Origin of the sequence: Marinomonas profundimaris (assembly GCF_000508165.1) — a bacterium.
In the GTDB taxonomy this organism is placed as follows: Bacteria; Pseudomonadota; Gammaproteobacteria; order Pseudomonadales; family Marinomonadaceae; genus Marinomonas; species Marinomonas profundimaris.
In genome coordinates this window covers 138586-165181 of record NZ_AYOZ01000001.1, presented here as the reverse complement: position 1 = coordinate 165181, position 26596 = coordinate 138586, and the positions used below count along the sequence as shown (strand labels likewise).

The 26596-nt window shown below is 44.7% G+C and carries 19 protein-coding genes; 11 read left to right on the top strand and 8 right to left on the bottom strand.

Annotated elements, in window-relative coordinates:
• The first annotated feature begins 71 nt into the window (after positions 1-71).
• Positions 72-1685, top strand: a complete 1614-nt coding sequence (locus D104_RS19920) for an NAD(P)/FAD-dependent oxidoreductase (protein ID WP_024022377.1) — start codon at positions 72-74, stop codon at positions 1683-1685.
• Between the two features lie 127 nt (positions 1686-1812).
• Positions 1813-3165: a YdgA family protein gene (locus tag D104_RS19915; protein ID WP_024022376.1), complete on the top strand. Its 1353-nt coding sequence runs from the start codon at positions 1813-1815 to the stop codon at positions 3163-3165.
• A gap of 108 nt (positions 3166-3273) precedes the next feature.
• Here D104_RS19915 and D104_RS19910 read toward each other — a convergent pair whose 3' ends face one another.
• Both D104_RS19910 and D104_RS19905 read right to left on the bottom strand, forming a co-directional pair.
• Positions 3274-3972 carry an SPOR domain-containing protein gene (locus D104_RS19910; protein WP_024022375.1) on the bottom strand — a complete coding sequence of 233 codons (699 nt, stop codon included), beginning with the start codon at positions 3970-3972 and terminating at the stop codon, positions 3274-3276.
• Between the two features lie 73 nt (positions 3973-4045).
• Positions 4046-4504, bottom strand: coding sequence for a YqaA family protein (locus tag D104_RS19905; RefSeq protein ID WP_024022374.1), 459 nt, complete (start codon positions 4502-4504; stop codon positions 4046-4048).
• A gap of 233 nt (positions 4505-4737) precedes the next feature.
• On the opposite strand from D104_RS19905, the gene D104_RS19900 reads away from it, so the two are divergent.
• From D104_RS19900 to glgX, 4 genes are all read left to right on the top strand, one after another.
• On the top strand, positions 4738-6354 hold the full coding sequence (locus D104_RS19900; RefSeq protein ID WP_024022373.1) for a methyl-accepting chemotaxis protein: 1617 nt from the start codon (positions 4738-4740) through the stop codon (positions 6352-6354).
• A 308-nt stretch (positions 6355-6662) separates the two neighbouring features.
• Positions 6663-9788 carry a glycoside hydrolase family 15 protein gene (locus tag D104_RS19895; protein WP_024022372.1) on the top strand — a complete coding sequence of 1042 codons (3126 nt, stop codon included), beginning with the start codon at positions 6663-6665 and terminating at the stop codon, positions 9786-9788.
• Between the two features lie 26 nt (positions 9789-9814).
• A complete protein-coding gene (glgB, locus tag D104_RS19890; protein WP_024022371.1) occupies positions 9815-12010 on the top strand; it encodes a 1,4-alpha-glucan branching protein GlgB in 2196 nt (731 codons plus the stop codon).
• A gap of 40 nt (positions 12011-12050) precedes the next feature.
• The gene (glgX, locus tag D104_RS19885) at positions 12051-14078 is read left to right on the top strand and encodes a glycogen debranching protein GlgX (RefSeq protein ID WP_024022370.1); all 2028 of its coding nucleotides are present in this window, start codon (positions 12051-12053) and stop codon (positions 14076-14078) included.
• Positions 14079-14161: 83 nt separating this feature from the next.
• Here the strand turns inward: glgX and D104_RS19880 are convergent, their stop codons facing one another.
• Positions 14162-15946 carry an ABC transporter transmembrane domain-containing protein gene (locus D104_RS19880; RefSeq protein ID WP_024022369.1) on the bottom strand — a complete coding sequence of 595 codons (1785 nt, stop codon included), beginning with the start codon at positions 15944-15946 and terminating at the stop codon, positions 14162-14164.
• A 103-nt stretch (positions 15947-16049) separates the two neighbouring features.
• Positions 16050-17618 carry a methyl-accepting chemotaxis protein gene (locus D104_RS19875; protein WP_024022368.1) on the bottom strand — a complete coding sequence of 523 codons (1569 nt, stop codon included), beginning with the start codon at positions 17616-17618 and terminating at the stop codon, positions 16050-16052.
• Between the two features lie 361 nt (positions 17619-17979).
• On the opposite strand from D104_RS19875, the gene D104_RS19870 reads away from it, so the two are divergent.
• The 4 genes from D104_RS19870 (at position 17980) to D104_RS19855 (ending at position 23213) form a co-directional block, all read left to right on the top strand.
• The gene (locus D104_RS19870) at positions 17980-18630 is read left to right on the top strand and encodes a 2OG-Fe dioxygenase family protein (RefSeq protein ID WP_024022367.1); all 651 of its coding nucleotides are present in this window, start codon (positions 17980-17982) and stop codon (positions 18628-18630) included.
• 294 nt (positions 18631-18924) lie between these two features.
• Positions 18925-20190, top strand: a complete 1266-nt coding sequence (locus tag D104_RS19865; RefSeq protein WP_024022365.1) for a response regulator — start codon at positions 18925-18927, stop codon at positions 20188-20190.
• A gap of 102 nt (positions 20191-20292) precedes the next feature.
• Complete coding sequence (locus D104_RS19860) at positions 20293-21261, top strand: serine/threonine protein kinase (RefSeq protein ID WP_024022364.1); 969 nt, start codon at positions 20293-20295, stop codon at positions 21259-21261.
• On the top strand, positions 21258-23213 hold the full coding sequence (locus D104_RS19855; RefSeq protein WP_024022363.1) for a RecQ family ATP-dependent DNA helicase: 1956 nt from the start codon (positions 21258-21260) through the stop codon (positions 23211-23213). Before D104_RS19860 ends, D104_RS19855 begins: the two co-directional genes overlap by 4 nt.
• Here D104_RS19855 and D104_RS19850 read toward each other — a convergent pair.
• From D104_RS19850 to D104_RS19835, 4 genes are all read right to left on the bottom strand, one after another.
• Positions 23188-23595 (bottom strand): VOC family protein, encoded by a 408-nt coding sequence (locus D104_RS19850; protein WP_024022362.1) that lies wholly within the window; start codon positions 23593-23595, stop codon positions 23188-23190. The genes D104_RS19855 and D104_RS19850 overlap by 26 nt on opposite strands.
• A 72-nt stretch (positions 23596-23667) precedes the next feature.
• The gene (locus D104_RS19845; protein ID WP_235075873.1) at positions 23668-23937 is read right to left on the bottom strand and encodes a GIY-YIG nuclease family protein; all 270 of its coding nucleotides are present in this window, start codon (positions 23935-23937) and stop codon (positions 23668-23670) included.
• A gap of 102 nt (positions 23938-24039) precedes the next feature.
• Positions 24040-24648 (bottom strand): LysE family translocator, encoded by a 609-nt coding sequence (locus D104_RS19840; RefSeq protein ID WP_024022360.1) that lies wholly within the window; start codon positions 24646-24648, stop codon positions 24040-24042.
• Positions 24645-24851 (bottom strand): hypothetical protein, encoded by a 207-nt coding sequence (locus D104_RS19835; protein WP_024022359.1) that lies wholly within the window; start codon positions 24849-24851, stop codon positions 24645-24647. The genes D104_RS19840 and D104_RS19835 overlap by 4 nt, the downstream gene beginning before the upstream one ends.
• 244 nt (positions 24852-25095) lie before the next feature.
• Between D104_RS19835 and D104_RS19825 the strand changes: the two genes are divergently transcribed.
• Positions 25096-26559 carry an aminotransferase-like domain-containing protein gene (locus D104_RS19825; RefSeq protein WP_024022357.1) on the top strand — a complete coding sequence of 488 codons (1464 nt, stop codon included), beginning with the start codon at positions 25096-25098 and terminating at the stop codon, positions 26557-26559.
• Positions 26560-26596 lie beyond the last annotated feature (37 nt).

Here is a 26596-nt window from a genome sequence, read left to right as displayed (position 1 = left end):
CTTTTTGAACGAAAATATCGTATTATTCACCGCTATTAGCCATTAACTCAGCATCCTAACTATTGATTCCTATGATTCGACTTTCCAATATCCAACTTCCCCTAGATCACGACGCCGCCGCACTGGAAAATACCATTTTATCCATGCTTGAAATTTCCACCAAGCAGCTGGTTCGTTTTAATGTATTTCGTCGCGGCTACGATGCGCGTAAAAAAACCAACATCATGCTGATCTACACCTTGGATATTGAAACCACTTGTAACGACGACCTTTTGGTTAAGTTTGCAGAGCACCAGCAGATCAAAGAAACGCCAGATTTGGATTATCATCCTGTTGCACACGCGCCAATCACCTTAACAGAGCGCCCTATCGTCATTGGCTTTGGCCCTTGCGGTTTATTGACCGCATTAGTATTAGCACAAATGGGTTATAAACCAATCGTTTTAGAACGCGGTAAAGAAGTGCGTGAACGAACCAAAGACACCTTTGGTTTCTGGCGTAAGAAAGTGTTGAATACCGAATCCAATGTTCAGTTTGGTGAAGGCGGTGCAGGAACCTTCTCAGACGGGAAACTCTACAGCCAAGTCAAAGATCCTAAACAATACAGCCGAAAAGTCCTGAATGAATTTGTTGCGGCGGGCGCACCGGATGAAATCCTCTATGTCAGCAAACCTCACATAGGTACATTCAAGCTGGTCGCCATGGTCGAAAAAATGCGCGCGCAGATTGTTGAATTAGGCGGCGAAATTCGCTTTAGTTGCCGTGTTGATGACTTGCACATTGAAGAAGGTCAAATTACCGGCGTTACATTGGCAGATGGCGAGCAACTACACTCGAAACACATTGCGATTGCCGTTGGTCACAGTGCGCGCGATACCTTTGAAATGATTTATAAAAAAGGCGTATACATCGAAGCCAAGCCTTTTTCTGTGGGCTTTCGTATCGAACACGAACAATCGGCGATCGACAAAGCACGCTTTGGTCCAAACGCCGGTAATGAGATTCTTGGCGCGGCGGATTACAAATTGGTTCACCATTGTAAAAATGGTCGTTCGGTTTATAGTTTCTGCATGTGTCCTGGTGGCACGGTTGTGGCCGCGACGTCTGAAGAAAATCGCGTAGTAACAAACGGGATGAGTCAATATTCTCGTAACGAACGCAACGCCAACAGCGCTGTCGTGGTTGGCATTGACCCTTCCGATTATCCGGGTGGCCCGCTCGCGGGAATCGAGTTCCAACGACAACTAGAAAGCCATGCGTTTATTATGGGTGGAAGTAACTACGATGCGCCAGCGCAAACCGTCGGTGCGTTTTTAAGAAACGAAACACCGGAAACGCTCGGCACAGTCTCACCTTCATTCAAACCGGGCATTAAGCTGACCAATCTTGCCGATGCGCTGCCTGACTTTTGTATCGAGGCGATTCGTGAAGCCATTCCTGCGTTCAATAAAAAAATCAAAGGCTTTTCATTTGAAGACGCATTATTAACGGGTGTAGAAACGCGCACCTCGGCGCCAATCAACATCACGCGTGATAGAGAAAGTCTAGAAAGCATCAACACCAAAGGCTTGTACCCTGCTGGTGAAGGCGCTGGTTATGCTGGCGGCATTATGTCGGCAGCAATTGACGGCATTAAAATTGCTGAAGCCATGGCATTAAGCATCAACGCAAAAGCCACGCAGTAAGCATTCGTCTCAATACATTAAAGTCACCCAACAACATTAAGTAGTTGGGTGATGATTGCGTTGATATTCTTCGCAATTCATTTGTCGTATTAACGACCAAATACCAACTCACGAAAAGGAATTACCTGTGAAGAAAATACTCGCCTTAGTGGCCTTCATTCTAGTCACTGGTTGCGTTGTCTTACCAAAACTCATCGCGCCGACGTATCAAGAAAACGTCGAAAAACTGATTAGTAACATCGATCATGCCCAAGGTTACAGCGCTAACATTGTATCAACCGAATCCGCTTGGTTTGGGTCGATTAACAAGGTCATGATTGGCTTTGATCCATCACAGATAGATGCATCCCTTCAAGGAGGAACACAAAAAGCGGAACTCATTATTGAGTCGCATTTTGGGCCACTGCTCTTCTCTAACAACCTGTCGGTGGGTTTATTCGCAACGAAAGTCCGCTTTGATGGCGAGACGCTGCGAAAGGACCTAAATTGGGAAGAAAACGCTCCTTTCTATCAACTTTCAATTCTTGGTGGTTTCACAGGAAATTTCCAGCTTACGGATGCTATTCCTGCGTTTAGCAACTCAGAAAAGACCGTCCAATTCAGCGGATATTCGGGTGAAGGAGAAATGAACAACGAAGCATTCACCTACGAAGGCACATTCGATCATGCGAAGGCCAGCAATGCTTATCGCGAAAGCAAAGCCGAAGGCTTTACTCTGTCTGTCGAACTATTAGCCAACTTAGACACCATTATGAAAGGTGGATTTTACGACAGCATGATGAACCTAAGCCTAGATACTCTGGTTCTCGACGCGGACACCGAATTGTCAGGTCTATCCATTGGTTTAGGCTCTGCACTCGATACAGACACACAGCTTGGTAGTCTTGAAATGAGCTACCTGATCAATGGCCTCGTTTACGGCGACTTTACAGCGAATGACTTGTCACTGGTAACGGAGTTGGATCGTCTCAACAACCAGTTTTTCCTCGATTTTAAACATTTTTCCGATGGTATGCTGCCTAACACAAACAACTCTGACGTTATCAATAAAGAAACACTCACCTTCCTGAAAGATAACCTGAATCTATTGCTGGGCGACAAACCTGAATTCAACATCACTAATTTTAGCGGGACGTTTCCTGAAGGCAGCTTCAATGCCAATTTAAGCACTCACCTCGCAGACATGAATACACCAACAATAGAAGACCTATCTGTTCCTGAATTTTGGCTTTACAACACCGTTGGCTCTGGCGCTATCGAAATTGATGAAGCGTTATTGCAGAACTTAACGGAGCGATTCATTGCCAGCAAAATGCGAGCACCTATTACGACTCCGCAAGTCAAACAGCACGCTCGATTGATCATTGACGGTTTATTGGAGCAAGGCCTTGTAACATTAGAAAATGATAAATTTCTCAGTGACATTGCCATTAAAGAAGGTCAGTTGACCATAAACAACGCCCCCTTCCCTTTGATGTAACCTTCGATCTCATATTTAGTAAATCAAGATACTGAGTAATGAAAAAAGGCGCGTTGTGTGTTCCATTTAAAACACACAACGCGCCTTTTTTTGTTTCCCACAACCGCTTTAGTTTGTGGCGAAAGCATCTCCATTGTATTGCGTAACCAAGCAGTCTTTGCCTTTTTCCTTCAGCATTTTACAAAAGTCTGAGCTGTAAGATTTTTCAACAAATGGCCCAACTTTTAATTGGTACATCATACGGCCATTAACGTCTTTTTGATTCACCAACGGCGTTAACCCATCAAAGGAAGTTGGGTATGCTTTTAATAAGACTTTCCAGCCTCGAACGGCTTCATCTCGATTGCCATAAGAAGCCACTTGCACCCCGTATTCTGATGTTTTCTTGGCCATTGGTGCGGTAACAACTGGTGCCACGACCACAGGCTCTACCGCCGTCAAATCAGCATTCATGTCAGCCATTGGTGCGGCATTCACACTATCGTTTAATGGTGCCTGTGTAACCGCTGGCGCGACGTCGATGGCGGCCATACTTTCATCGGTGAGCATGTCGTCTTCTACCACAACACTTGTTGTCATATCAGAAGATGAACCGGACATTTTGTCCTGTTTTAGCGCCGCCACTTCCGCTTCAAGCGCATCAATCCTATCCAGCTTCGACTGTACTGATTCCCATTGTTCATCATGAGCACGGACTTTTTCTTGTAGGTCACCGTAGTTCATAAAGGTATTTTTACCACCTGTACTAGAACAAGCACCCAATGATAGTCCTGCGACAACAATAATCAGTTTTTTAGACATTCCCATTATTCTATTCTCCATGTACATCATTAAGACATGTCGCTCACCATTTGCACTACACGCTTTATTTCGCGTTCTTTTAAGGCATTAATAGTAAGTGTTGTCCCCACAAAATTAAGGCATAACGAGCCGCCTTGCCAATCAGAACCAAAGGTAAAAAATACCAAATAGGCGTACGAAACACCCCCGATACTAAAGCAATCCCATCACCAACAACAGGCAGCCAAGTAAATAATAAACTCCAAACACCGTAACGGTTAAACACGCGCTCGGCTTTTATTCGTGTCTGCACACTTATCGGAAACCACTTTTTATGCTCGTACCGAACCAAATACAGCCCTAGTAACCAGTTCGTTAAACCACCTAGCGTATTACCTAAACTCGCCCACAACCACAAAAAAAACACAGACATGGTCGCGTCATTGGCGTAATACAGTAATACGCCTTCTGACCCCAGAGGTAAAATGGTCGCCGATAAAAACGAAACAAAAAAAACCAATAAATAATCCAACTCGACTTCTCTACCTGCGGCTATCAATTCAACAAAACACCTAAGCGCAAAAACAATGACTTAGCTCAATGTTTCGCTACTAGGCAATATAAATAAAAACATTTAACCTAGAAAAACCACCAAACTTTTACTATTACGCTCGGATGATTTTATATTTTTTCTTATATAACAAAGCGTTATATTCATTATGCATTCGTCGCGTTCGCTAAATGGCCCAGATCAAAACGAAACCGAAACACCCTAAACGCTATGGAGACCACATGCTGGATCGCATCAATGATATAAAAATTCGTTACAAGTTATGGGCGATTATTGGACTTATGTCCATGGGAACCGCCGCGCTCATTCTCGTCTCCCTTACGTCATTGTTTAACAGTCATGTTGATGCTCGAAAAGACCGAACACAAGACATTTTAGACATCGTCAACACGACGCTTTCGCCTATTTATCAACAACAACTGTCTGGTGAACTTTCCGCTCAACAAGCGAAGCAACGCGCTATTCGTGTTTTGTCTGACTTTAAATACGGTGACAAACAAGGCCTTTGGATCGTCAATCAAAGTAATCGTACATTACTTAGCGCGCCTTCCATTTATAAGAGCACGACCACGCCTCCTTCTCTCAACGAGGCGTTAAAAAAACCGCCACAACCCACATCTGTAAAGAATTATCAGTCGATCACATTTGAGTATCAAGGAAACGATCGTTTGGCTCACCGAATGATCGCCAGCGCGTACTCTTTCACACCTTGGAATATCACGATTATTGCCACGGCATCCATGGATGAAGTCATGCGATTTTTCCTAAATGCCTTAGTGGATTACGCGATTTTAGTCAGTGTGTTGACCGTTTTAGTGGGCGTAACGGCGCTCTACATCATTCATTTGGTCACCAGTCGTGTTACTTCATTGTGTAAAACCATGACGTCGGTACAGGATTCTGGTGATTTAACAAAACGCGTTGATTTCACAGGGCAAGATGAAATGGGGGAAATGGCCTACGCATTTAACAGCATGATGAATGACTTTCAAACCATCGTTCGTAACGTCAGCCATTCCAGCGAAACGCTAGACAGTATCGTCGGGCAAACCAATCATTCAACGCAAAAAACAGCGCAAGGTGTTGCCCAACAATTGTCCTACACAGGCAAAGCGACCGAATTGATGCAAAGCCTGATGACGTCCGTTGAAGACACGCTCGCCATTGCCGAAAAAGCAAATCACACGACCCAAGAATTAGGCCAGCATTCCAAACAAGGCTTAGGCGTGATGAACAAAGCGAATCAAGACATCCAGCAACTGTCTATTGAAGTGGGAGATGCGGCGGTACAAATTCAACAATTGCGAGAAGCCGTTACCCACATTAATGACCGATTGGGCATCATTGCGGAAGTCGCCGATCAAACAAACCTACTCGCCCTCAATGCCGCCATAGAAGCCGCGCGAGCGGGCGAACAAGGTCGAGGATTTGCCGTGGTGGCCGATGAAGTACGTCACCTCGCCCAGCGCTCCCAATTAGCCGCCACCGAAATTGGCGGTTTAATTGATCAACTAACACAACAAACATTGACCACGGTGGATGTCATGGAGTCCGCTCGAAATACGGCAAATCAAGGAGCGGAGCAAACGTCTCAAGCGGGTCAAGCGTTCACCGAGATTGCCAATGGTGTGCTGTCAATCTCCAAGCTGAACAGTAATATTAGCCAAGCGGCTGATCGTCAGTTCGACACATCTCAAACCGTTCACCAAACCTTAGCCAGCATCGCCAATGTCTGTGAAGAAACCGATCTCAACTCTACCGACATTCAAACCTCGGTCAATAATTTACAAGACTGTGCCAGCCAACTTCGTCAACTGGTTCATCAATTTAGTACCTAACAAAAGAGAGGCTAAGTCCATTCGAACACTTAGCCTCTCTTGATATTCTACAAGCACAACTTACGCTCACAAAGCCTTTCAATACCGCATTCCAATACACTTTCATGCCCAGCTTTTGTGCATAAAAATTGATTTCCATACAAATTCTACGGTTTCAAAAATTTAAGTGAAAAAGAAGTGACTTTACGAGCTTAACTGCTTGGTGAGTTTCATAATATTTGGGTATAGTAGTTTTTAAATCAATTCACACCTATAGTCTAAGTTCGGCCTAAAGCCTACGAACAGTTGCGTTTTATAAAGGATCAAACATGGCGTCTGACACACAAGATAAGCTAGATTCTCTTTACCAACATATCCAAGCGGTTATTTTATCCCGCCAACACCCAGTAACAGGACTTTTTCCTGCCAGCACAAGCATCAACAACCACGGTAATTACACCGACGCTTGGGTACGAGATAACGTTTACAGCATTCAAGCGGTTTGGGCTTTATATTTGGCTTATAAACGCGCTGCCAATCCACATAAGCGTACCCATGAACTCGAATTTGCTTGCATAAAGATGATGCGTGGACTGCTTTTTGCCATGATGCGACAGTCTCATAAAGTCGAATCTTTCAAGCACAGCTTGGACCCAAAAGACGCACTGCACGCCAAATACGACACCAAAACCGGTTTAGAAGTCGTCGCCGATGACGCATGGGGGCACTTGCAAATCGACGCCACCAGCTTTTATCTGCTGATGTTGGCGCAAATGACCAAAGCGGGCAGTAAACTCATTTTCTCGCGCGACGAATTTAACTTTATCCAAAACCTTATCTATTACATTTCGCGTACCTACCGCACACCAGATTACGGTATTTGGGAACGAGGCAATAAGGTCAACAACGGCAAAGCGGAAATAAACGCCAGCTCTGTGGGCATGGCAAAAGCCGCTATGGAAGGCATGGATGGCTTAAACCTTTTTGGTGAAGATGGTCCAGAATGGGCGGTGGTTCACTCTTTTGCAGACGCGGTAGCCCGCGCTGGCTCTGTCTTGCAGTCTTTGTTGCCGAAAGAGTCTCGTTCTAAAGAAGTCGACAGTGCGATCCTCAGTATCATCGGCTTCCCTGCTTTTGCAGTAAACGATGAAAAACTCACACGACGCACACGCAAAGAGATTATCAACAAGCTGGGAGGCGAATACGGTTGTAAGCGCTTCTTATTGGATGGTCACCAATCCGAACTCGAAGACCAAAGTCGAATTTATTACGAATACGATGAGCTGATTAATTTCGAGCACATTGAATCCGAATGGCCACTTTTCTTCACTTACCTTTATATCGACCGTTTGTTTGCCCGTGACTGGGAAAGCGCGAACTATTATCGTCATAAATTAGAATCGTTAATGGTCGAAAAAGACGGTCAAATGTTGCTGCCTGAGCTCTACTATGTGCCTCAAGAAAACATTTTAGCTGAGAAAGAAAACCCTGGGTCACAGAAACGTGTGCCAAACGACAACTTGCCGTTAGTGTGGGCTCAGAGTTTGTTTTTGGTGGGCAAAATGCTTGATGAAGAACTTATCAATACCGACGACCTTGACCCTCTCGGATTGCATCGTATTCAGCACAGACCAAACAAAGTCACCACATCCATGGTGATTTTGGCGCAAAACGACAAAGTAAAACAAAAGCTGCTCAATGCAGGCTGTTTATGCCAAACTCTAGAAGACATCGCGCCGCTGAAAGCCATTAGCGCAGGCCAATTAGTTGAAACCTACCGTCATCTTGGTGCATCGGATACGTTGGGCCTAACGGGTCGACCTAATCGCGCGCTAAACAGCTTGGCAACGTCTCAAGCATTCAGTATTAATGACGAAAGCTATTTGTGTTTATCCTGGATTCAGAACGAAGACAAAGACTATCGGAAAATTGACCCAGCCCTCTTCCAAGCGCATATACGCAATGAGCTTCAAACCATTGCCGATCATTGGTATTACCAAGCCAATGCCGTTTTCAGCATTCTTATTGATGAAGCAATGAGTGAAATGCAGGGTTGCGACGAACTGTTCGAGTTCATTCGTTTACTGCAAAAACGCGAGCATGAAGAGTTTCGTGTTATCCCTCAATCTGCGAAAAATGCGTTTAAATCCGGTAACCGACGCGCCATTATCATCAATACACTTGACCATCATCAATTGGGAGTAAACCTTCCGGTTCATGACGCGCCTTGGCCAGTTGCGAAAGAACCTAAGGTGTACGACGTAAAAGCGATTAAAAACGCGGACACCGATCAGTTACTCATTCAACTCAACGATCAACCAGATTTTAATGAAGCCATCGATTGCTTGATGGAACTCGGCAGCCGTCGGGCACTAATGAACACCATACCAAACTCAACACCGGCAATAACCGCATATAAGGTGCTGAATAGCGTGTACCTGCAAGCCTTGTTGTCAGAAAATTGGCGCTCTGCAAGACAGCTTTATTCCTTGTTAATCAAACCCACAACGGATTTGGCGACCTATATTGCCGACATCACGGTGCGTCAGCGTTTGCTTGTCATCGGCGAAACACCAGAAACGGAAGACGATATCAGCACACCGCTTGATCAAGACGTTATTCTAGACAGGCTCAGAGCGGTGTCTTCAACACCGATTGGTTTGTCCATTTCACATGAGTTAATTGCCATAGCGGGAACGCTCATCAAAGTACATCCGGAGTTTTTCTCTGGGGTTCGAACGATTCGTATTCATAATCTTGCCTTGCTCTGTGCTCGGCAGTTTGACCCAGAAGAAAACGAACCCGTTTTCGATACACTTTCTAATGTGTCGCCAAGTGCGCTTTACGAAGCACTTAAACAAGTGTTACAACAAAAGCACGATGAGTTTGCGCACGTCGCCAATAATATGCGTTATCACCACAGCACAGACGCACAAAGCAAGATGAAAGACGTCGACTGGTTTGACTGGCGTGCGGATCAAGGCATGATCACGAAGCTACCTGAATCCATGCTATTACAACTGTGGGAAAGTTTGAGCCATGCCAATACGATTGTATTTGGTGATTTACAAAGTAATACGGCACTGGACTGCAAACGCGCTCTTAGCTCAATGACACCTGGAGAAGACACCTTTGCACTCTTGATCGAATCTTTAACGTCGGACATTCACCCAAGCTGGTATAAAAGCCTTATTTTTGAAGGTTTGTATGCCTTCATTCAGTTTTGCCAACAACACAAAACCTGTAAGTTTGATCAAGAAATCAACCTGCCTGTTTTGGTTTCTCAGGCCGCATTGGATCATGCCAAACAACACCAAGTTGAGCACCCAGAAGACAGCAGAGCGGATGCTGCACTAGACGAATTTGCACAAATAACACCTAATAAAGTGAACCAATATTTGCGTTGGGCGGTGAGCAAGCTTCATAGCCACCAACACCAACACTCATCGAGTTAACACGCTCACTCTTGCTGGAGAAGTGAATGGATTTAATTAAAAATGCCCTAATTGGCGATGTACTCAACACACATTGCTCAGACCCATTTGGCTGCTTAGGGCTGCAGGAATCTTCCTCTAAAAAGGGTTTGTCGTTGATTGTATGGCAGCCTGAAGCTACCGCTATTCGTGTATTGGCTATTGATGCCGACACAGAATTAGCCACCATGAATCAAACCAGCCATAAGGGTTTGTTTTCAGCGCATTGGCCAAAAGAGTCTACGCGCTTTCATTATCGACTAGAGATCACCTATACAGACAACAGCACTTTCACTATGGTTGATCCTTACCAATTTCCCAACACAACCTTCGTCGATCCAGAACACCACCAAGCCAGCTTATACAAAAGCCAAGGTGCGATACGAGCCAGCGCCAAGGTCAATGATCAACTCTCGATTCAGGGCACTCGCTTTGCGGTGTACGCGCCTGCTGCACGCTCTATTTCTGTTGTCGGTGATTTTAATAGTTGGGATGGGCGCACACATCCGATGTCGAGCAACGGTGACGGCATCTGGCGCTTATTTGTGCCCGATATTAATCATGGTGCACGCTATAAGTTTGAAATTCGCGCCAAAAATGGTGACATACTTCCTCATCGAAGCGATCCCTACGCACAGCGTATTGAACAATTCCCTTCGTTTGCCAGCGTGACCTGTTTTGACGAAAAACATCAATGGCAAGATGAAGCGTGGGTTAAACGCCCTATTGAAGACATCTATGAAAAGCCCATGAGCATCTATGAGTTGCATCTAGGTTCATGGCGCAGAAAAGGCAAGAACCAGCCTCTCACGTACCTTGAAATAAAAGATCAACTTGTTCCCTATATCCAAGAAATGGGCTACACACATGTAGAATTATTGCCCATCACGGAATACCCCTTTGATGGTTCATGGGGTTATCAGCCAGTGGGGTTGTACGCGGTAACGTCTCGATTTGGTACGCCAGAAGACTTTAAAGCACTGGTCGACGCGCTCCATCAAGCCAATATTGGCGTAATTATGGATTGGGTTCCGGCTCATTTCCCCGCCGACAGTCATGGTTTGGCCAACTTCGATGGCTCCAAACAGTACGAATACCCAGACCCCAAAAAAGGCTGGCACCCAGAATGGAACTCACTGATTTACGATTTTGGTAAAGAACATGTCGTCAATTATCTGATCAGCAATGCAGTTTATTGGTTGGAAGAATTTCACATTGACGGTTTACGCGTCGATGCCGTTGCGTCAATGCTGTATTTGGATTACTCCCGTGAAGATGGCGAATGGATCCCCAACAAAGACGGTGGGAATCATAACTATGAAGCGATCGATTTCTTACGCCGTTTGAACGAAACCGTGTACTTAAATCACCCTCATTGCTTTACCGTTGCAGAGGAATCTACTGCGTTTTCAGGCGTGTCCAAACCCACGTACATGAACGGTTTAGGCTTCGGTTTTAAATGGAACATGGGCTGGATGAACGACTCTCTCGATTACATCAAAAAAGACCCAATCTACCGACAACATCACCAAGGCGAACTGAGTTTTAGCATGGTTTATGCCTTTGATGAACAGTTTGTTCTGCCTATTTCTCATGATGAAGTTGTGCATGGCAAAGGCTCTATGATCACAAAAATGCCGGGGGACACTTGGCAGAAATTCGCCAACCTACGCGCCTTTTCTGCTTACATGTATTTTCATCCGGGTAAGAAGCTCAACTTCATGGGCAATGAATTTGCTCAAGGCCAAGAATGGAGCCACGAACGTTCGCTGGATTGGCACTTACTCGAAATCGAATACCACAAAGCTCAGCAAACATTATCAAAAGACTTAAATCACCTTTACCAACATGAAACAAGCTTGCATTATGACCATTCTCATCAAGGCTTTGAATGGATCAGTTACGACGACAACGTGAACAGTATTTTAGCCTTCGTACGCAAAGCCAAAGACAGCGACGCGCATTCCGTGGCTGTCATTAACTTCACACCCACACCCCATGACAACTATCGAATTGGTGTGCCTAAATCGGGCTGTTATCAGGTCATTATAAATACCGACGACGATCAATACACGGGCAGTAACTTCAATGAAAAGCGAGAATATCAGACTCAGACAGTGAACAGCCATGGTCGAGACCAAAGTATAGAATTGCACATTCCACCGCTGGCCGGTGTTTTATTAAAATGGTTAGGCGACGTTTAGGGCGTTATTCTTACATGGCGTCAACAATACAGAGGTCTTCATGAATTCAGCAGCGTATCAAGTGTCCACTGGCACCCTCTTTCCTCTTGGTGCAACCGTGACCGACAAGGGCGTTAACTTCGCCGTTGTCTCTGAAGACGCCACTCAGCTTTTTTTATGTTTATTCGATTCAGAGGGAAATGAGTTAAGCCAACTGCCTTTTGTGTCAAAAAAAAGAGGCATTTGGCACATGGAAGTACTTGGCCTAAAAGAAGGTCAGCATTATGGATTACGGGCGAATGGCGAGTTCAACCCAGAACAGCAGCTTGCGTTTAACCCTCTCAAATTACTCATTGACCCTTACGCCAAAGATCTGAGTGATAAACTCGTCTGGCACGAGGGTCAAGCCGCCATCACAAGGGAAGGCCTGCTGCACCCAGTGGATTCTGCTTACTGCGTTCCTAAGTCGATCGTTCGGACTGTTGACGTAAATCCAGAGCGTCCAGCCAGAATCGAGATAGCCGACACCAGTCGCGCGTTATATGAATTACACATAAAAGGCTTCAGCCAAAATCTACCCATCGATGACGACTTAAAAGGCACCTATCTAGGGGTGATCTCTCCCGCTGGAATAGCGCATTTACAACATCTGAATATCACCACGATTCAATTAATGCCCTGCTTTAGCTTTATGACAGAACGGCATTTACAGCAATTACAGCTGAATAATTACTGGGGTTATAACCCCATCAGCTTTTTTGCACCCGAACCTTCTTACGCAAAACAAGACGCCATTACTGAATTCCAACAAATGATCGATGGATTACGTGAAGCGGGTTTTGAAGTTATTTTAGACGTAGTTTACAACCACACAGCTGAAAGTGAATTCGACCAGTCCAGCGTTTGTTTTCGGGGGTTGGACAATGCCCATTACTACCGTCATCAAGATGGGCAATATTTGAATTACACCGGTTGCGGTAACTGCATCGATACTTATCAGCCCGCCAGCGTTCGTCTTATTTGTGACAGTATGCGCTATTGGGTCGATGTGATGGGTGTGGATGGATTTCGCTTCGATTTAGGCGTAGATTTAGGCCGTACCGATCATGATTTCACACCTAACGCACCCTTGCTTCAAGCCATTTTACAAGACCCTGTATTAAGCAAAACCTGTCTTGTGATGGAGCCTTGGGATATCGGACCAAATGGCTACCAAGTTGGTCAATTCCCAAAAGGGTTTCTGGAATGTAACGACAAATATCGCGATACCATTCGTCGCTTTTGGCGTGGCGATGACGGTGTGGTAGCAGAATTTGCCACTTGTTTTATGGGATCCAGAGACGTGTTCCATAAAGGCCATAAAAGCGCCTTAAATTCGGTTAATTACATCACCTATCACGATGGTTATACCATGAAGGATTTGGTGTCTTATCACCAACGTCATAATCTCGCCAACATGGAAGAAAACCGCGATGGTCATGGTGATAACATCAGTCAAAATTTTGGTGTGGAAGGTGAGACTGACAATGTCGAAATTCAAGTTCAGCGCCTTAATCAACAGTTGTGTTTTATGGCCACGTTATTGCTGAGCCAAGGAACGCCGCATATTTTGGGCGGAGATGAACTGTCGCACACTCAGCATGGTAACAATAATGCGTATTGCCAAGACAATGAAATCACTTGGCAAAATTGGCATGATAACGAGGATCGATCCGCGCTGAAGCAGGCAATTTCAACACTCATGGCGTTGCGCAAAGCCTATCCGATACTGGCAGAAATGCACTTAGACGATGATCCACTTTATCAACATACAACACCGGATCAAATCGAATGGCTCAACGAACAAAACAAACCAATGGCAGAAAAAGACTGGGCAGATAGTAGCCGACATTATATTGCTTTAACGCTTATTCCAGCTGACCTTTCTACTCGTTTCTGGATCGTATTTTACAATGACGATGCCCCGATCGATGTGCCAACGCCTGCACAAAGTACTAATATTGATGTGCTTTATCAAACACCTGGCATGTCAGTGTCTGACAATTCCTTGCATTGCGCCTATCGCGGTGTCTTTATTGCTAAGCTTTAAATTTGAAAGTTAAAAAATAGGAATCCAGTGAAATCATTCAACGACCGTCATGCAACGACAGCCGTTCAATGAAAACCAGAGAACTACGACATACTTAACTCACTTTGACTAAACTGCAAGTCTGCCAAACGCTTATACAAGGGGCAACTTTCTAACAGTTCTGCATGAGTGCCTTGGGCGATAATCTCGCCTTGATCCATTACCATAATGCGATCCGCATTCAACACCGTCGCCAACCGATGCGCTATCACCAAGGTGGTTCTCCCTTTCATCAAGGGAACAAGGGCCGCTTGGACCTTGTTTTCACTTTCGGCATCCAGTGCGCTGGTTGCTTCATCTAATAACAAAATTGGCGCGTCTTTCAAGATAGCGCGAGCAATAGCAATACGCTGTCTTTGTCCTCCAGATAAACGTACACCGTCTTCACCTAAACGTGTGTCGTATCCTTTGTCTAATCGCGTGATGAAGTCATGTGCATTGGCTTTTTCAGCGGCATCTTGTATGGCTTCGACACCCGCGCTGCGGTTTGCATAACCTAAGTTATCAGCAACACTTTGATCAAACAGCACTGTTTCTTGAGGAACCAACGCAAAATGCTGACGTAACTCAGCCAAGGCATACTGCTTAATATTTTGATTCGCTAATGAAATTTTACCTTGTTGAGGATCATAAAAGCGCAGCAACAATTCAAATAATGTCGACTTACCGGCACCAGACGGCCCAACTAAAGCAAGCATTTCACCCTGCTTAATCGAAAAAGAAAGGTTTTTCAAAGCGGCGTGATCCGGTCTTGAAGGGTAACGAAATTCAACCTGTTCGAATCGAATTACCTCTTCGCCGTAGCGAATTGCATTCATTGCCTCTTCTGGGAATCGCTCTGATCCGCTAACGACGGCACTACGAGCACTCAATAATTCCATAATGCGCTCTGTCGCACCCGCGGCTCGTTGTAATTCGCCCATGACTTCTGAAATCGCCGCGACAGCGCCAGCCACCACAATCGAATAAAACAGAAAACTCGCCAAATCACCGGCGCTGATCTCGCCTGAGATAACATCTTTACCACCAAACCACAGCATCACACCAATGCCGCTCATGGACAACAAAATGACCATCAAAGTAAGCCAAGAACGCTGCTGAATGCGTTTAACACTTACGTTAAACGCCTGATCGACTGTATTAGCAAATCGCTGAACATCATGTTTTTCATGCGTATAAGCTTGCACTACTTTGATGTGCCGTAACGCCTGAGACAGATATCGCCCTACATTGGCTATTTCATCTTGGCTATCACGAGATAAGCTTCGTACTCGACGACCAAAATACAGCACCGGAACAATGACAAAAGGCACGCACGTCAGCAAAATCAGTGTCAGCTTAAAATGCATAATTAATAAAAACAAAATGCCGCCTAACAACATCAAGCTGCTGCGTAAGGCAATCGATAACGAAGAACCAATCACACTTTGTAAAAGCGTGGTGTCCGTGGTGATACGAGATTGAATCTCGCTGGGAGAGTTATCTTCGAAAAAAGAAGGTGATAATGTTAAAAGGTGTGCAAAAACCGCTTGCCGAATATCCGCAACCACACGCTCACCAATCCACGACACCAGATAAAATCGGCAAAAGCTTCCCACACCCAGCAGAAAAACCAATCCCATGAAAATCAATAATGCATGAATCAATCCCGCTTCTGAGCCAGACGCCAATCCTTGGTCAATTAAAAATTGAACGCCTTTCCCCAAACTCAGCATTGTGCCAGCGGTTACTACCAACGCGATTAGGGCAAACACCATCTGACGCCGATAAGGACGCAAAAAAGGCAACAAGGTGTTTATAGCATTCCGATCATTCAACGGCTCATTCATAGATCAACCCCACAACGTTTATTTCCCATCACTATACCGCATCTAAGCGTGAGCAACGGGGAAAAACGCCGCACCGTTTTTTTATGGCCGTTTGAAGCTCAAGCTACGCTTCCGACTTGAAACCCATTCTAAAACCACCCCAATGCTGCCCGTTTACAAAAATCGGGACAGACAAGTCATGAAGAATTTCACCAGTATCGCGTTTATAAGTTTGCAGTAGAAAAGTGTCGGTGTGCGCCCCGCAGCGACTGCCCGTAGGATCGTTAAAAATTCGTTTGGTGCGGTTGTTTACCAAATCTTTGTCATAATCGCCGCTCAAAGGCTGGCTGAATTTTTTATTATGGGTAGGAAAATACCCATTTACATCAACCGCGCCGGCAAACATTACGTCTTTATGTTGTTCTAATACGGCTTCTTGGATGGCGGGAAAACAACGATCGCTAAACGCATCGTAGGAGGTGCTGTATTTCTGTGGATTCGTCTGACTTATCGGTTGATAGTCACGAGAAAAAACCGCTTGCTGAGTCAATTCGCCTTTACTAATCGCGTCTTCAAACGCGCGGGCAATTCCCTGCGCCGCCGCTTTAGCCACATTCAGTAATTCAGAGAAGAACAATGTCTGATCGACCTTGTCTAATTCCCTAAATACAATTTCTGCACCATTGCTGAGACTAGATGCTTCTTGTGACAATCGATCACTGCGTTGCGAGATGTCCTGTAATGAATCGCTGATACGTGAAATGGACCCGCTAATTTGCGTACTCGTCGCCCCTAATGCTTCACCCGAACTTTCAACTTCAGACAAAACCGCCGACGCATTTTGCACATCCTCTGTTAACGCAATAAAGCGCTGAGTTTCCCCTAACAACGTACTGGAAAGAGATTCGGTTAAACCTTTTAAAGACGACATTTCTTGATTGGTTAATTCACTGTTTCGGCGAACATCGGTAAGCAAGCTGGATATTTGTTCTGATGCATCCGCGCTCTTAGCCGCCAGTGCGCGCACCTCATCGGCCACCACAGCAAAGCCCCGACCCTGTTCACCAGCTCGGGCAGCTTCAATTGCCGCATTTAATGCCAATAAATTGGTTTGTTCTGATACGCCCTTGATAACGGAAGTAATGCTGTCGATATCATCAGCACTTTTTGTTAGCAATGCTAACTGCTCGCTGGCGGTATGGACCTTGGTCGTTAATTCACTAATTTGCTCGGCACTTTGAGACAGCGCAGTTTGTGCCGTCCGACTTGATTCTGCGGTGTCCGCCATCGTACGGGCCAATTGACCGAGATTATTTGAAAGCGCCAAGCCGGTATCCGAAAGAGTGCCTACGGCGCCTGAAATCTGTTCGCTGTCATCGCGAGTGAGATGGATGTCTTTACTTAATGTATCGACAAAATGAGACACCTCTGCAGCACCCATGGCCATTTTTGACGTGGCATGAGTGACGGTTTTACTTACCCCAGAAAACGAGCTTTCCAGCGTTTTGGCGTCGGATGTTAAATGACCTTGCGAAGGATGGTTCGTTGTTTTACGCATTGCCCTTGGTATCACTAACATCGCACATAAAACGATACCGATAAAAGCATAAGACTGAGGAATACCCCCTTGCACATAACCCGATAGAAAAAGCGCAAGAAGCCCTAAAAAGCCACAATACTGGAAGTAAACCATCAACCATCCCTTCTTTTAATTATTATTTTTTCTAGTGTTTAACGATCACCATAGTAGGTCAACACAAAACAGAAAACTTACGACTAAAGTCGTACTGAAAAAATCCTTTATGCTGCTATCTAAAAAATAGCGTCACTCTAAAGAAACACGTCCTTCCCCAAACCAACCACCAAAAGGAATAAATCATGCAAAATTAATAACAAACTCAAAAAATTAAACCTCAATTTTTTAAAAACCACACATAAATAGCAAAACATTTTCCTAAAAAGCTAACTAAACTAGAAAACGCGCTCACAAAGCACGATAAAAATAATAACACCATCGCGCACAACCTGCCGATGCTCTCATTGAGGATTGAATTATGATTACTGACAAGCCAAACACAGACGCCTTCTATCTCGAACTGGGCCAACTTACCGCAGATAGCGTTAACCATCTTGTGCCATCGTTTGACCATTTACCACCCAATCCCTATGCCGATGGTGCCTTTCGTTTACGTCGTTATTCTCGTTTTAGCATAGACCACGGAACAATAAAGCGACTGCCTACTCAAGCCTTTGTTCAAGATGAGAGCATTAACCATTTTCAAGGAAATGTCGTTCGAAGTTATGAAGAAATTGATGACAGTATTGTTAAAGATGCCGCGTTTATTGAGTTGTTTGAACACTTTCAAAAAATGGCAAATGTATCGGATCATACGCCAATAGAAGTCCATCAATTACGAGTATTCGCCGATCACAAAAGCGCCGAAGTCGCACCAGAAGGTGTTCATCAAGATGGTTTTGATCGTATCGGTATTTACGTCATGCAACGCCATAATATCCAAGGCGGTAATATTAACGTTCACCTTAGTAAAAACAGCCCCGCACTGATTAGTCATGATTTTGATAACGGAGAATTTGTGGTCTTAAACGATCGTAAATTTTTTCATAGCGCCCAACCTATTAAACCCATAGATGGGGATCAAGGTTATATGGACATTTTTGTATTAACCGCCAATTTGATGCATTAACTCACCGTCTTCTTTACGAATTTTCTGTTTTAAAAAGCGAATGATTATTACCAACACTCTGTTATAGCGTTCAGAGTGTTGTGTCTTAAGGCTTTTTTTTACTTCTTGAATAAAACACACAACATTAAACAACTAAACAATTCATACCTATCCATTTGATATTTAACAAAATATTAAAAACCCTTACGAATCGTGAACTTAAAACGATCATAACGGTTAGGATTTTATATTCGTGCATGCTATAAACAGAGAAATAATAGATACATTTCAAACATAAAGAGTCGGGATGCACTTTTGACAAGTCTAACTGCCCTAGGCATTGAAAATACAAACGATATTCATAAAAACATAATCGATATATCAAAAAAGCGTGTTCTAATCATCGAAGACATCGGTGAAATGCGCCTTATGTTGAAGTCTTTAATGACCTCTATAGGCTATTCCAATATCGATGTAGAATCCTCTGGGCAAGCTGCAATCAAGCGTGTATTAGAAAAGCATTATGATGTTGTATTATCCGACTTTAACCTCGGTGGCAGCATTGATGGCCAACAGATTCTAGAAACCTCTCGAAAAAACTATTCGCAAGACCATTCAACTATTTTCATTATGATCACTGCCGACACGGCATACGAAAGCGTCGTCAGTGTTTTAGAATATCAGCCAGACAGCTATCTCGTTAAGCCGTTTCCACCTGCGGCTTTTTTCAGACGATTTGAACGTGTAAAGAAACAAAAGAAAACCTTCGAAGGCATCAACAGCGCACGCAAGGAAAAAGACTTTGATAAAATGGAAATGCTGGCAAAAGCCGTCATGGGAAAATTCCCCAACCTTTCCAGCCAATGTTTAAAAATCATTGGCGAATCCCTTTACGCTCGAGGCCGTTACAAAGACGCTAAAAGCCATTACATGCTGGTTATTCAAAAAAGTAAGAATTTAGCCTGGGCACACTTTGGCATTGCAATGTGCGAACTAAAATTAGGGGCAGTTGCCGCGGCAATCAACAAACTTGAGCACACGATTGGTTTAAGTCGTCACTTTTTATCCGCATACGATTTACTGGCCGACGCCCAAGAAAGCCAAGGTAATCTAGTCAAAGCGCAGGCGGCGATGGTCAGCGTCCTAGAAGTCTCTCCACGCTCTACTGAGCGCGCACTGAGACTCGCTCAAATCAGTATGAAGCTAGAGGATTGGTCTAGCGCTGAACAAGCGTATTCACGAATCATTCGTCTAACTCGCGGCACCGGAAATGAACAAGTTGAGTATTATTACGACTATTTAAAATGCCTAACCAATTTGATGGCGAAAGGCACTGACAATGCAAAATATGCCGATAAATTCAAACGAACTCTGATTCGTTTGCGCACCTTTGGTAAAGCAAACCCTGCTGCTATTTCCAATTCATTTCGCATCGAAATACAGCAATACCTTGTTCGTGAACACACAGGTGAAGCGATAAAATCTTGGACTCAATGGAATAGATTGATCGAATCCGGTCAAGCCTCCCCTCTCACTGAAGCACAAACACACACACTTAAAAAACGTCTCGGCTTGCTATAATAGTCTGGCACCGTTAAGGTCATGCGTTGATTTTTTCGAGCGTACCATTGCGTCGAAAAACAGACTATTTTTCACTTCTTTTGATACCAGAGTCCTAAAATTATGTCGGCTACTCATTCCTTTTCAAGCCTTGTTCCGGATGTCATTCTAGACGCCGTTGAATCAACTGGACTATGGAGCGATTCTAGAATCTACCCCTTGAACAGCTATGAAAACCGCGTTTACCAAGTCGGTATTGAAGATAGTACGCCTGTGATCGCCAAATTCTATCGTCCAGACCGTTGGAGCGAAGCGCAAATATTGGAAGAGCACCGGACGTTATTGGCGCTAAAAGACGAAGGGGTTGCCGTTGTTGCGCCACTGGCGTTTGCTGGGAAAACACTGTTTTGCCATAACGACATTTACTTCTGTTTATCACCACAGCTAGTCGGACAGCACCCCGAAGCGGATAACCTTGACGAGCTTTATCAACTTGGCGAACTGATTGGTCAAGCGCATCAAAAAATGTCGACGCCTTTTGTCGAACGCATTAGTGTTTCTCCGTTAGCTCAAATGGACGACGCCGCGAAGCAAGTTTGGCTTGGTAAACACCTTCCAGAAAAGCTCAAACCTCTTTATAAAAAGCAGATATCCACTCTGCGCGACTTGAGTGAATCGCGTATTCAAGCGTACTGGCCTACTCAACTCCGGCCAGTGCATGGCGACAGCCACCGTAGTAACTTGATGCTGCATCAAGGGCAATTCCACTTACTGGATTTTGATGACTGTCAGAACGGCGTCGCCGTACAGGATATCTGGTTACATTTAACGCAGACAGAAAATCCAAGACAGCAACTCAGTGAAATCATCGAAGGTTATGAGGTATTTTTGCCATTTGAAACTCGCGAGCTGGATCTGATCGACGTTTTCAAAAGCGCACGAGTCATCTGCTATGCCGCTTGGTTACAAAACCGCTGGAGCGATCCTGCATTTGTGAGAGCCTTCCCATGGTTTGGCAGTGATGAATATTGGATAAACCACCTAAACGAGCTTAAAAATTGTGAACTTGAATGGGGGAACATTTCCCGATGATGCCAATTGAAAACGCGCTGCATTCCTTATTCGGCTTTGATGGTTTTCGTGAAGGACAACAACAAACCATAGAGCAACTGTTGTCCGGAAACTCGTCGCTTGCTGTCTTCCCCACCGGCTCCGGTAAATCGTTATGTTACCAATTCAGCGCCACGCAATTGCCCAATTTAACCTTAGTCATTTCGCCGCTCATCGCGTTAATGCACGACCAGCTGGATTTTCTTCGTACCAAAGGCATTGCCGCCGCTAGTCTGGATTCAAGCCAAAGCAAAGAAGAAAGCCAAGCCGTGATGTCAGGCGTTCAAAGTGGCGACATTAAAATTCTCATGATTTCGGTTGAGCGCTTCAAGAACGAGCGTTTCAGACGCTTTATTAAGCGTATCCCTATTTCCATGCTGGTTGTCGACGAAGCGCACTGTATCTCCGAATGGGGTCACAACTTTAGACCCGATTATTTAAAGCTACCATCCTATCAACAAGAGCTGGCGATTCCTTTGGTGTTACTTTTAACGGCGACAGCAACTCGTCGTGTGCAACGGGATATGGCGCAAAAATTTGCGATTCATCCAGAGCACATAGTGCAAACCGGTTTTTATCGTCACAATTTAGACATCGACCTAATAAACACTCAATCTCATGAAAAACTAAACCGATTAAAAGCCATACTAAATGACACGCAAGGCGCCAGTATTGTTTATGTGACCCAACAAAAAACGGCGGAAGAGGTCGCCAATGCCCTACGAGCCGATGGCTACTCCGCAACGGCGTATCATGCGGGACTTGGTAATGACATTCGCAGTGCGATTCAAGCGGATTTCATGGCCAGTAAAACCCGCATTATTGTCGCGACCATTGCGTTTGGAATGGGTATCGACAAGTCAGACATTCGCTTGGTGGTGCATTTTGATTTGCCTAAATCGATCGAGAATTACAGCCAAGAAATTGGCCGCGCAGGACGTGACAATCAAGCAAGCCGATGCGTGTTACTTGCCAGTTTAGAAGGCCTAAGTACCTTAGAAAATTTTGTTTATGGCGACACGCCAGAGCCTCAAGACATCGACAACCTGCTGCGCGCGATTGCTGAACAAACCATCGAACAAGAATGGGAAACGCAGCTTTACGGCTTATCAAACCAAACCAATATTCGCTCATTGCCATTAAAAACCTTGCTGGTTCAGCTCGAGTTGTTGGATGCGATCACGCCAAAATACAGTTATTACGCCGATGTTCGTGTTAAATGGGAAGGCGATAGGCTCGCCTTTGCTAGCCAAGTGCCAGACGAATGGCAAGTCGCTTATCAGGCTATTTTGAAAGGTATTCAGTATAAGAAGATTTGGGGTACACCCGATTTTGATAAATTATTCAATGACGCTGGTTTGTCTCGTGGTGACGTATTACAGGTGTTGGAGTTTGCGGCAGATAGAAATATTCTCACGCTGGAAAGCAAAGGACTTACAGAAGTTTATCAGGTCAATGCATCGGCTTTTCACCATCAAATACTGGCAAATCAATTGCACCAATATGTTGACGAAAAACAAGGCGCAGAAATCGAACGCATCGCGACCATGATCCGTTTTTTTCAGCTGGATCGGTGTTTGAACCACAATCTGGCGCGCTATTTTGGTGATCAACATTCGCCAGAGCATTGCGGTCATTGCTCGGTTTGTCGAGGAAAAGTCCTATCTTTTGAACCGTCACCAACCACGACAAAAGATGACAACGCATGGCAAGATGGATTAGCAAGCTACGTGCAAGAATTTGCTCACCACCTTGGCGCTAAAAGCCCAACCACACCCATCAGTGCCGTTTTGATTACACGATATTTAACGGGATTAACCCAACCTCTTTTCACCAAGGTGAAAGCCCGCCAACTTAGCGGGTTTGGGGTGTATGAAGAACAACGTTATTTATTGGTATTAGAAGCGATTACTCAGCGTCTATCGGATCACTGACAGGCTCTTGAGTGTCTTCGTAGACGCTTACTTCAATAAGGTTATTATCAGGATCATTAAAATAGACGGATTGGATAGGCCCTTGAGCACCAGATTTACTCACTGGGCCTTCTAGGATGGTGACGTTATTGGCTTTCAAATGATCAATGACATCGACCATGGTCCAATTCGTAATCAAGCACATATCACCGGCCCCTTCCATGGCGTGATTTCGAAGCTCTTGACCAAGTAATTGAAAATTGATTTTTTGCTGACCAAAGGTCACCGCTTTTCGCCCATTAGCAAAAGTGACAGACTCCATTTTTAGCACGGTTTCGTAAAAAACCACCGCTCTGTCTATGTCGGCCACCGTCAATACGATGTGATCAAAATGACTAATCATCACTCCTTGCCTCCCTACGCAAGTCATCAAAAAACAAAGGCCATGCTACGAATGATTGCTTAAAAAGACAAGTTAAGAAACACACTCTTCTCGTAAAGAATGTAAAACCAGATCCCCATCTATTAGGCTGAGTTTCTGACGCTTATTCAGTTTCTTTACTCTGTATTCTAAAATCAACGCCTCACTCTTTGTGCCAACCGCTTCATGCCACACTAACTCCAAAGGGCCTTTTCCTTTTAAATAGCGAGCCGCGCGCTTACTTGCACCTGAATGCTCTTTGAAACGTCGATCAACATCCGTGCTGATGCCCGTATACAATGTATTCATGCGCGTCTTTATCATATAAAGACTCCACTCGTTATCATTCAAGACATTTAGCTTTTCTGATTTATCTGTCACGTGAATACGGTCTCCTGCAAAGCATTAAGCGCTTTATTCTTATACTTAATGGCCGACGATTAGCAATAACGTTGAGGCGGTGGCAATGCCCATTCCATAATTGAAAATTCTCTGACGCTTCTGATCAGTTAACCACTGTCTAATTCTCACACCAGCCCAAGCCCAAATAGAAATGGCCGGAAATCCCACTGCAGCAAACAAGACAATCATCCAAAATCCTGATTGTGCGTACAAGTCACCGGCAATGGCAAACGTGCTTACACAACCGATCGCCATCATCCAAGCTTTGGGGTTTACATATTGGAATAACAACGCTTGCCACCAATTCATGGGAGAAGATGGGGCCTTTTGGTTCTCAAAATCCCCCACTGGTGCGCTGCCAATTTTCCAAGCAAGCCACAACAAATACCCACACCCAATCCACTTTAGTACATCGTATAACGGTGGATACAAGGCAAACAACGTGCCTAATCCAAGCAAGACCGACAACAGTAATGTCGCCACGCCCATCACAATGCCAATCATATGGGGCAAGGTTCGACGAAAATCAAACTGCGCACCAGACGCCAATAACATGATGTTATTAGGCCCCGGTGTGATCGATGTCACAAAGGCGAACATCGCAAGCGCAATAAAAAAAGAGAGATCCATCATAACATCCGACCTCTTTTTTTCACTTTCGCCATTAGGTCGTTCAAAAAGCCCTTTAGAGACGCTTGCGACATTTCCATTTTCTGGCGCTCTTTTGTCATGCCAATGTCCATCATTTGTTGAGAAGTCAATGTCGCCAATCCTTTGCGTGTCTGGTAGCGCGTCACACAATATTGAACATGAACAAATAAGCTGACGATAAGCATAACCTTCTCCTTCTGAATCGCACCTTTTTAGAGATTAAAAACGTGCTATGTGTATGAATATCTACTTTAGAAGAAGTGCCAAACACAATACAGATTCAGAATTCTTCAATATTAAACACACAGAACACGGTTCTTCTGATCTGTATGGTGTAATAAAACCCAATCTGTATGGTTATTTCGTCACTATTATCCCTCTACAATCAATACAGATTCAGCATAAGGTCTTTTTTACAAAGGAGCAGCCATGACACTTTACCAAAATCTAGCCAACCGCTTGCGAGAGCACATCCAGCATGGTTTTTACAAACCGGGCGACAAATTGCCTTCTGTTCGGCAGTTGGCTCAAGAACATGGTGTCAGTATTTCCACAGTACAAGAAGCTTACCGTCAACTTGAACAAGAGCAACTTGTTGAAGCCAAACCTAAATCAGGCTACTTTGTTTGCTCGCGTAAAAAAGACAATTTACCCAGTATTTCAAGGCCGCCACAGCGTCCTTTAGAAGTGTCCCAATGGGAAGACGTCTTCAACATGCTCATGAATCGCAGTGGCGACAAAGGGGTGCAATTGCAACACGCCATGCCCGACATGAAAGCGCCAACATTAAAACCCTTGCTAAAGACACTGGCCGATCTGTCCAAACAAAAACCTGAACTTGGGTTAGGTTACGCGGACATTAGAGGAATGGAAGAGCTGCGCACGCAACTCTGTCGTCTCACCGTCGCATCGGGTTGCCAACTGCACCCAGACGATTTGGTTGTCACCTCAGGTTGCCAAGAAGCCATTTCAGTTTGTTTACGCGCCGTGACCGAACCCGGAGACATCATTGCGATAGAATCCCCCAGCTTTTATGGCTCTATGCAGGCTATTAAAGCGGCCAATTTAAAAGCCATGGAAATCCCGACACACCCAGAAACGGGTATCAGCTTAGAAGCGCTGGAACTGGCGCTTGACCAATGGCCAATCAAAGCCATTTTCGTCACGCCTACTTGCAGTAATCCTATGGGTTACACCATGCCTGAAGCCAAAAAAGAACAGCTTTATCGACTCGCACAAAGCTACGACATCGCCATTATTGAAGACGATATTTACGGCGACATTTCCTATCAATTCCCTCGCCCAAAAACCATTAAATCGTTTGATACCGATGGGCGAGTATTGCTGTGCTCTTCTTTTTCAAAAACCATCGCGCCTGGTATGCGCGTTGGCTGGATTGCCCCGGGGCGTTATCGAGATAAGGTGACTCACATAAAATACGTGAGCAGTTCAATGTGTCCGGTAATGCCTCAACTTGCTATTGCCAAGTTTATTCGTTTGGGCGGTTACGCCAAACACGTTCGTCAAATGCGACAAAACTACGAACAACAGCGCGATCATTTATTAAATGCCATAAAGACCTATTTACCCAGTGATACCAAAGTCAGCTTTCCAGACGGGAGCTTCATTCTCTGGGTCGAACTTAACCCTAACATTGACACCATGGAGCTGGTTGAACGCTGTCGAACAGAAGGCGTAGGCTTTGCCCCCGGCCCTTTATTCTCAGCAACGGGAAAATATCGTAACTGTTTTCGCCTTAACTTTAGTGAGCAAAGTTCGGAAAAGCGCGAATGGGCAGTAAAAACCTTGGCTGCCATTTTGCAACGTGCAGTCCCCCTAAAAGCAAACACTGTAACGCCCCCAAATAACGCTGTATTAAGCCATAATTCTTAGCTAAATTAATGAATTGTAAAGAAGTGAAAATACACTT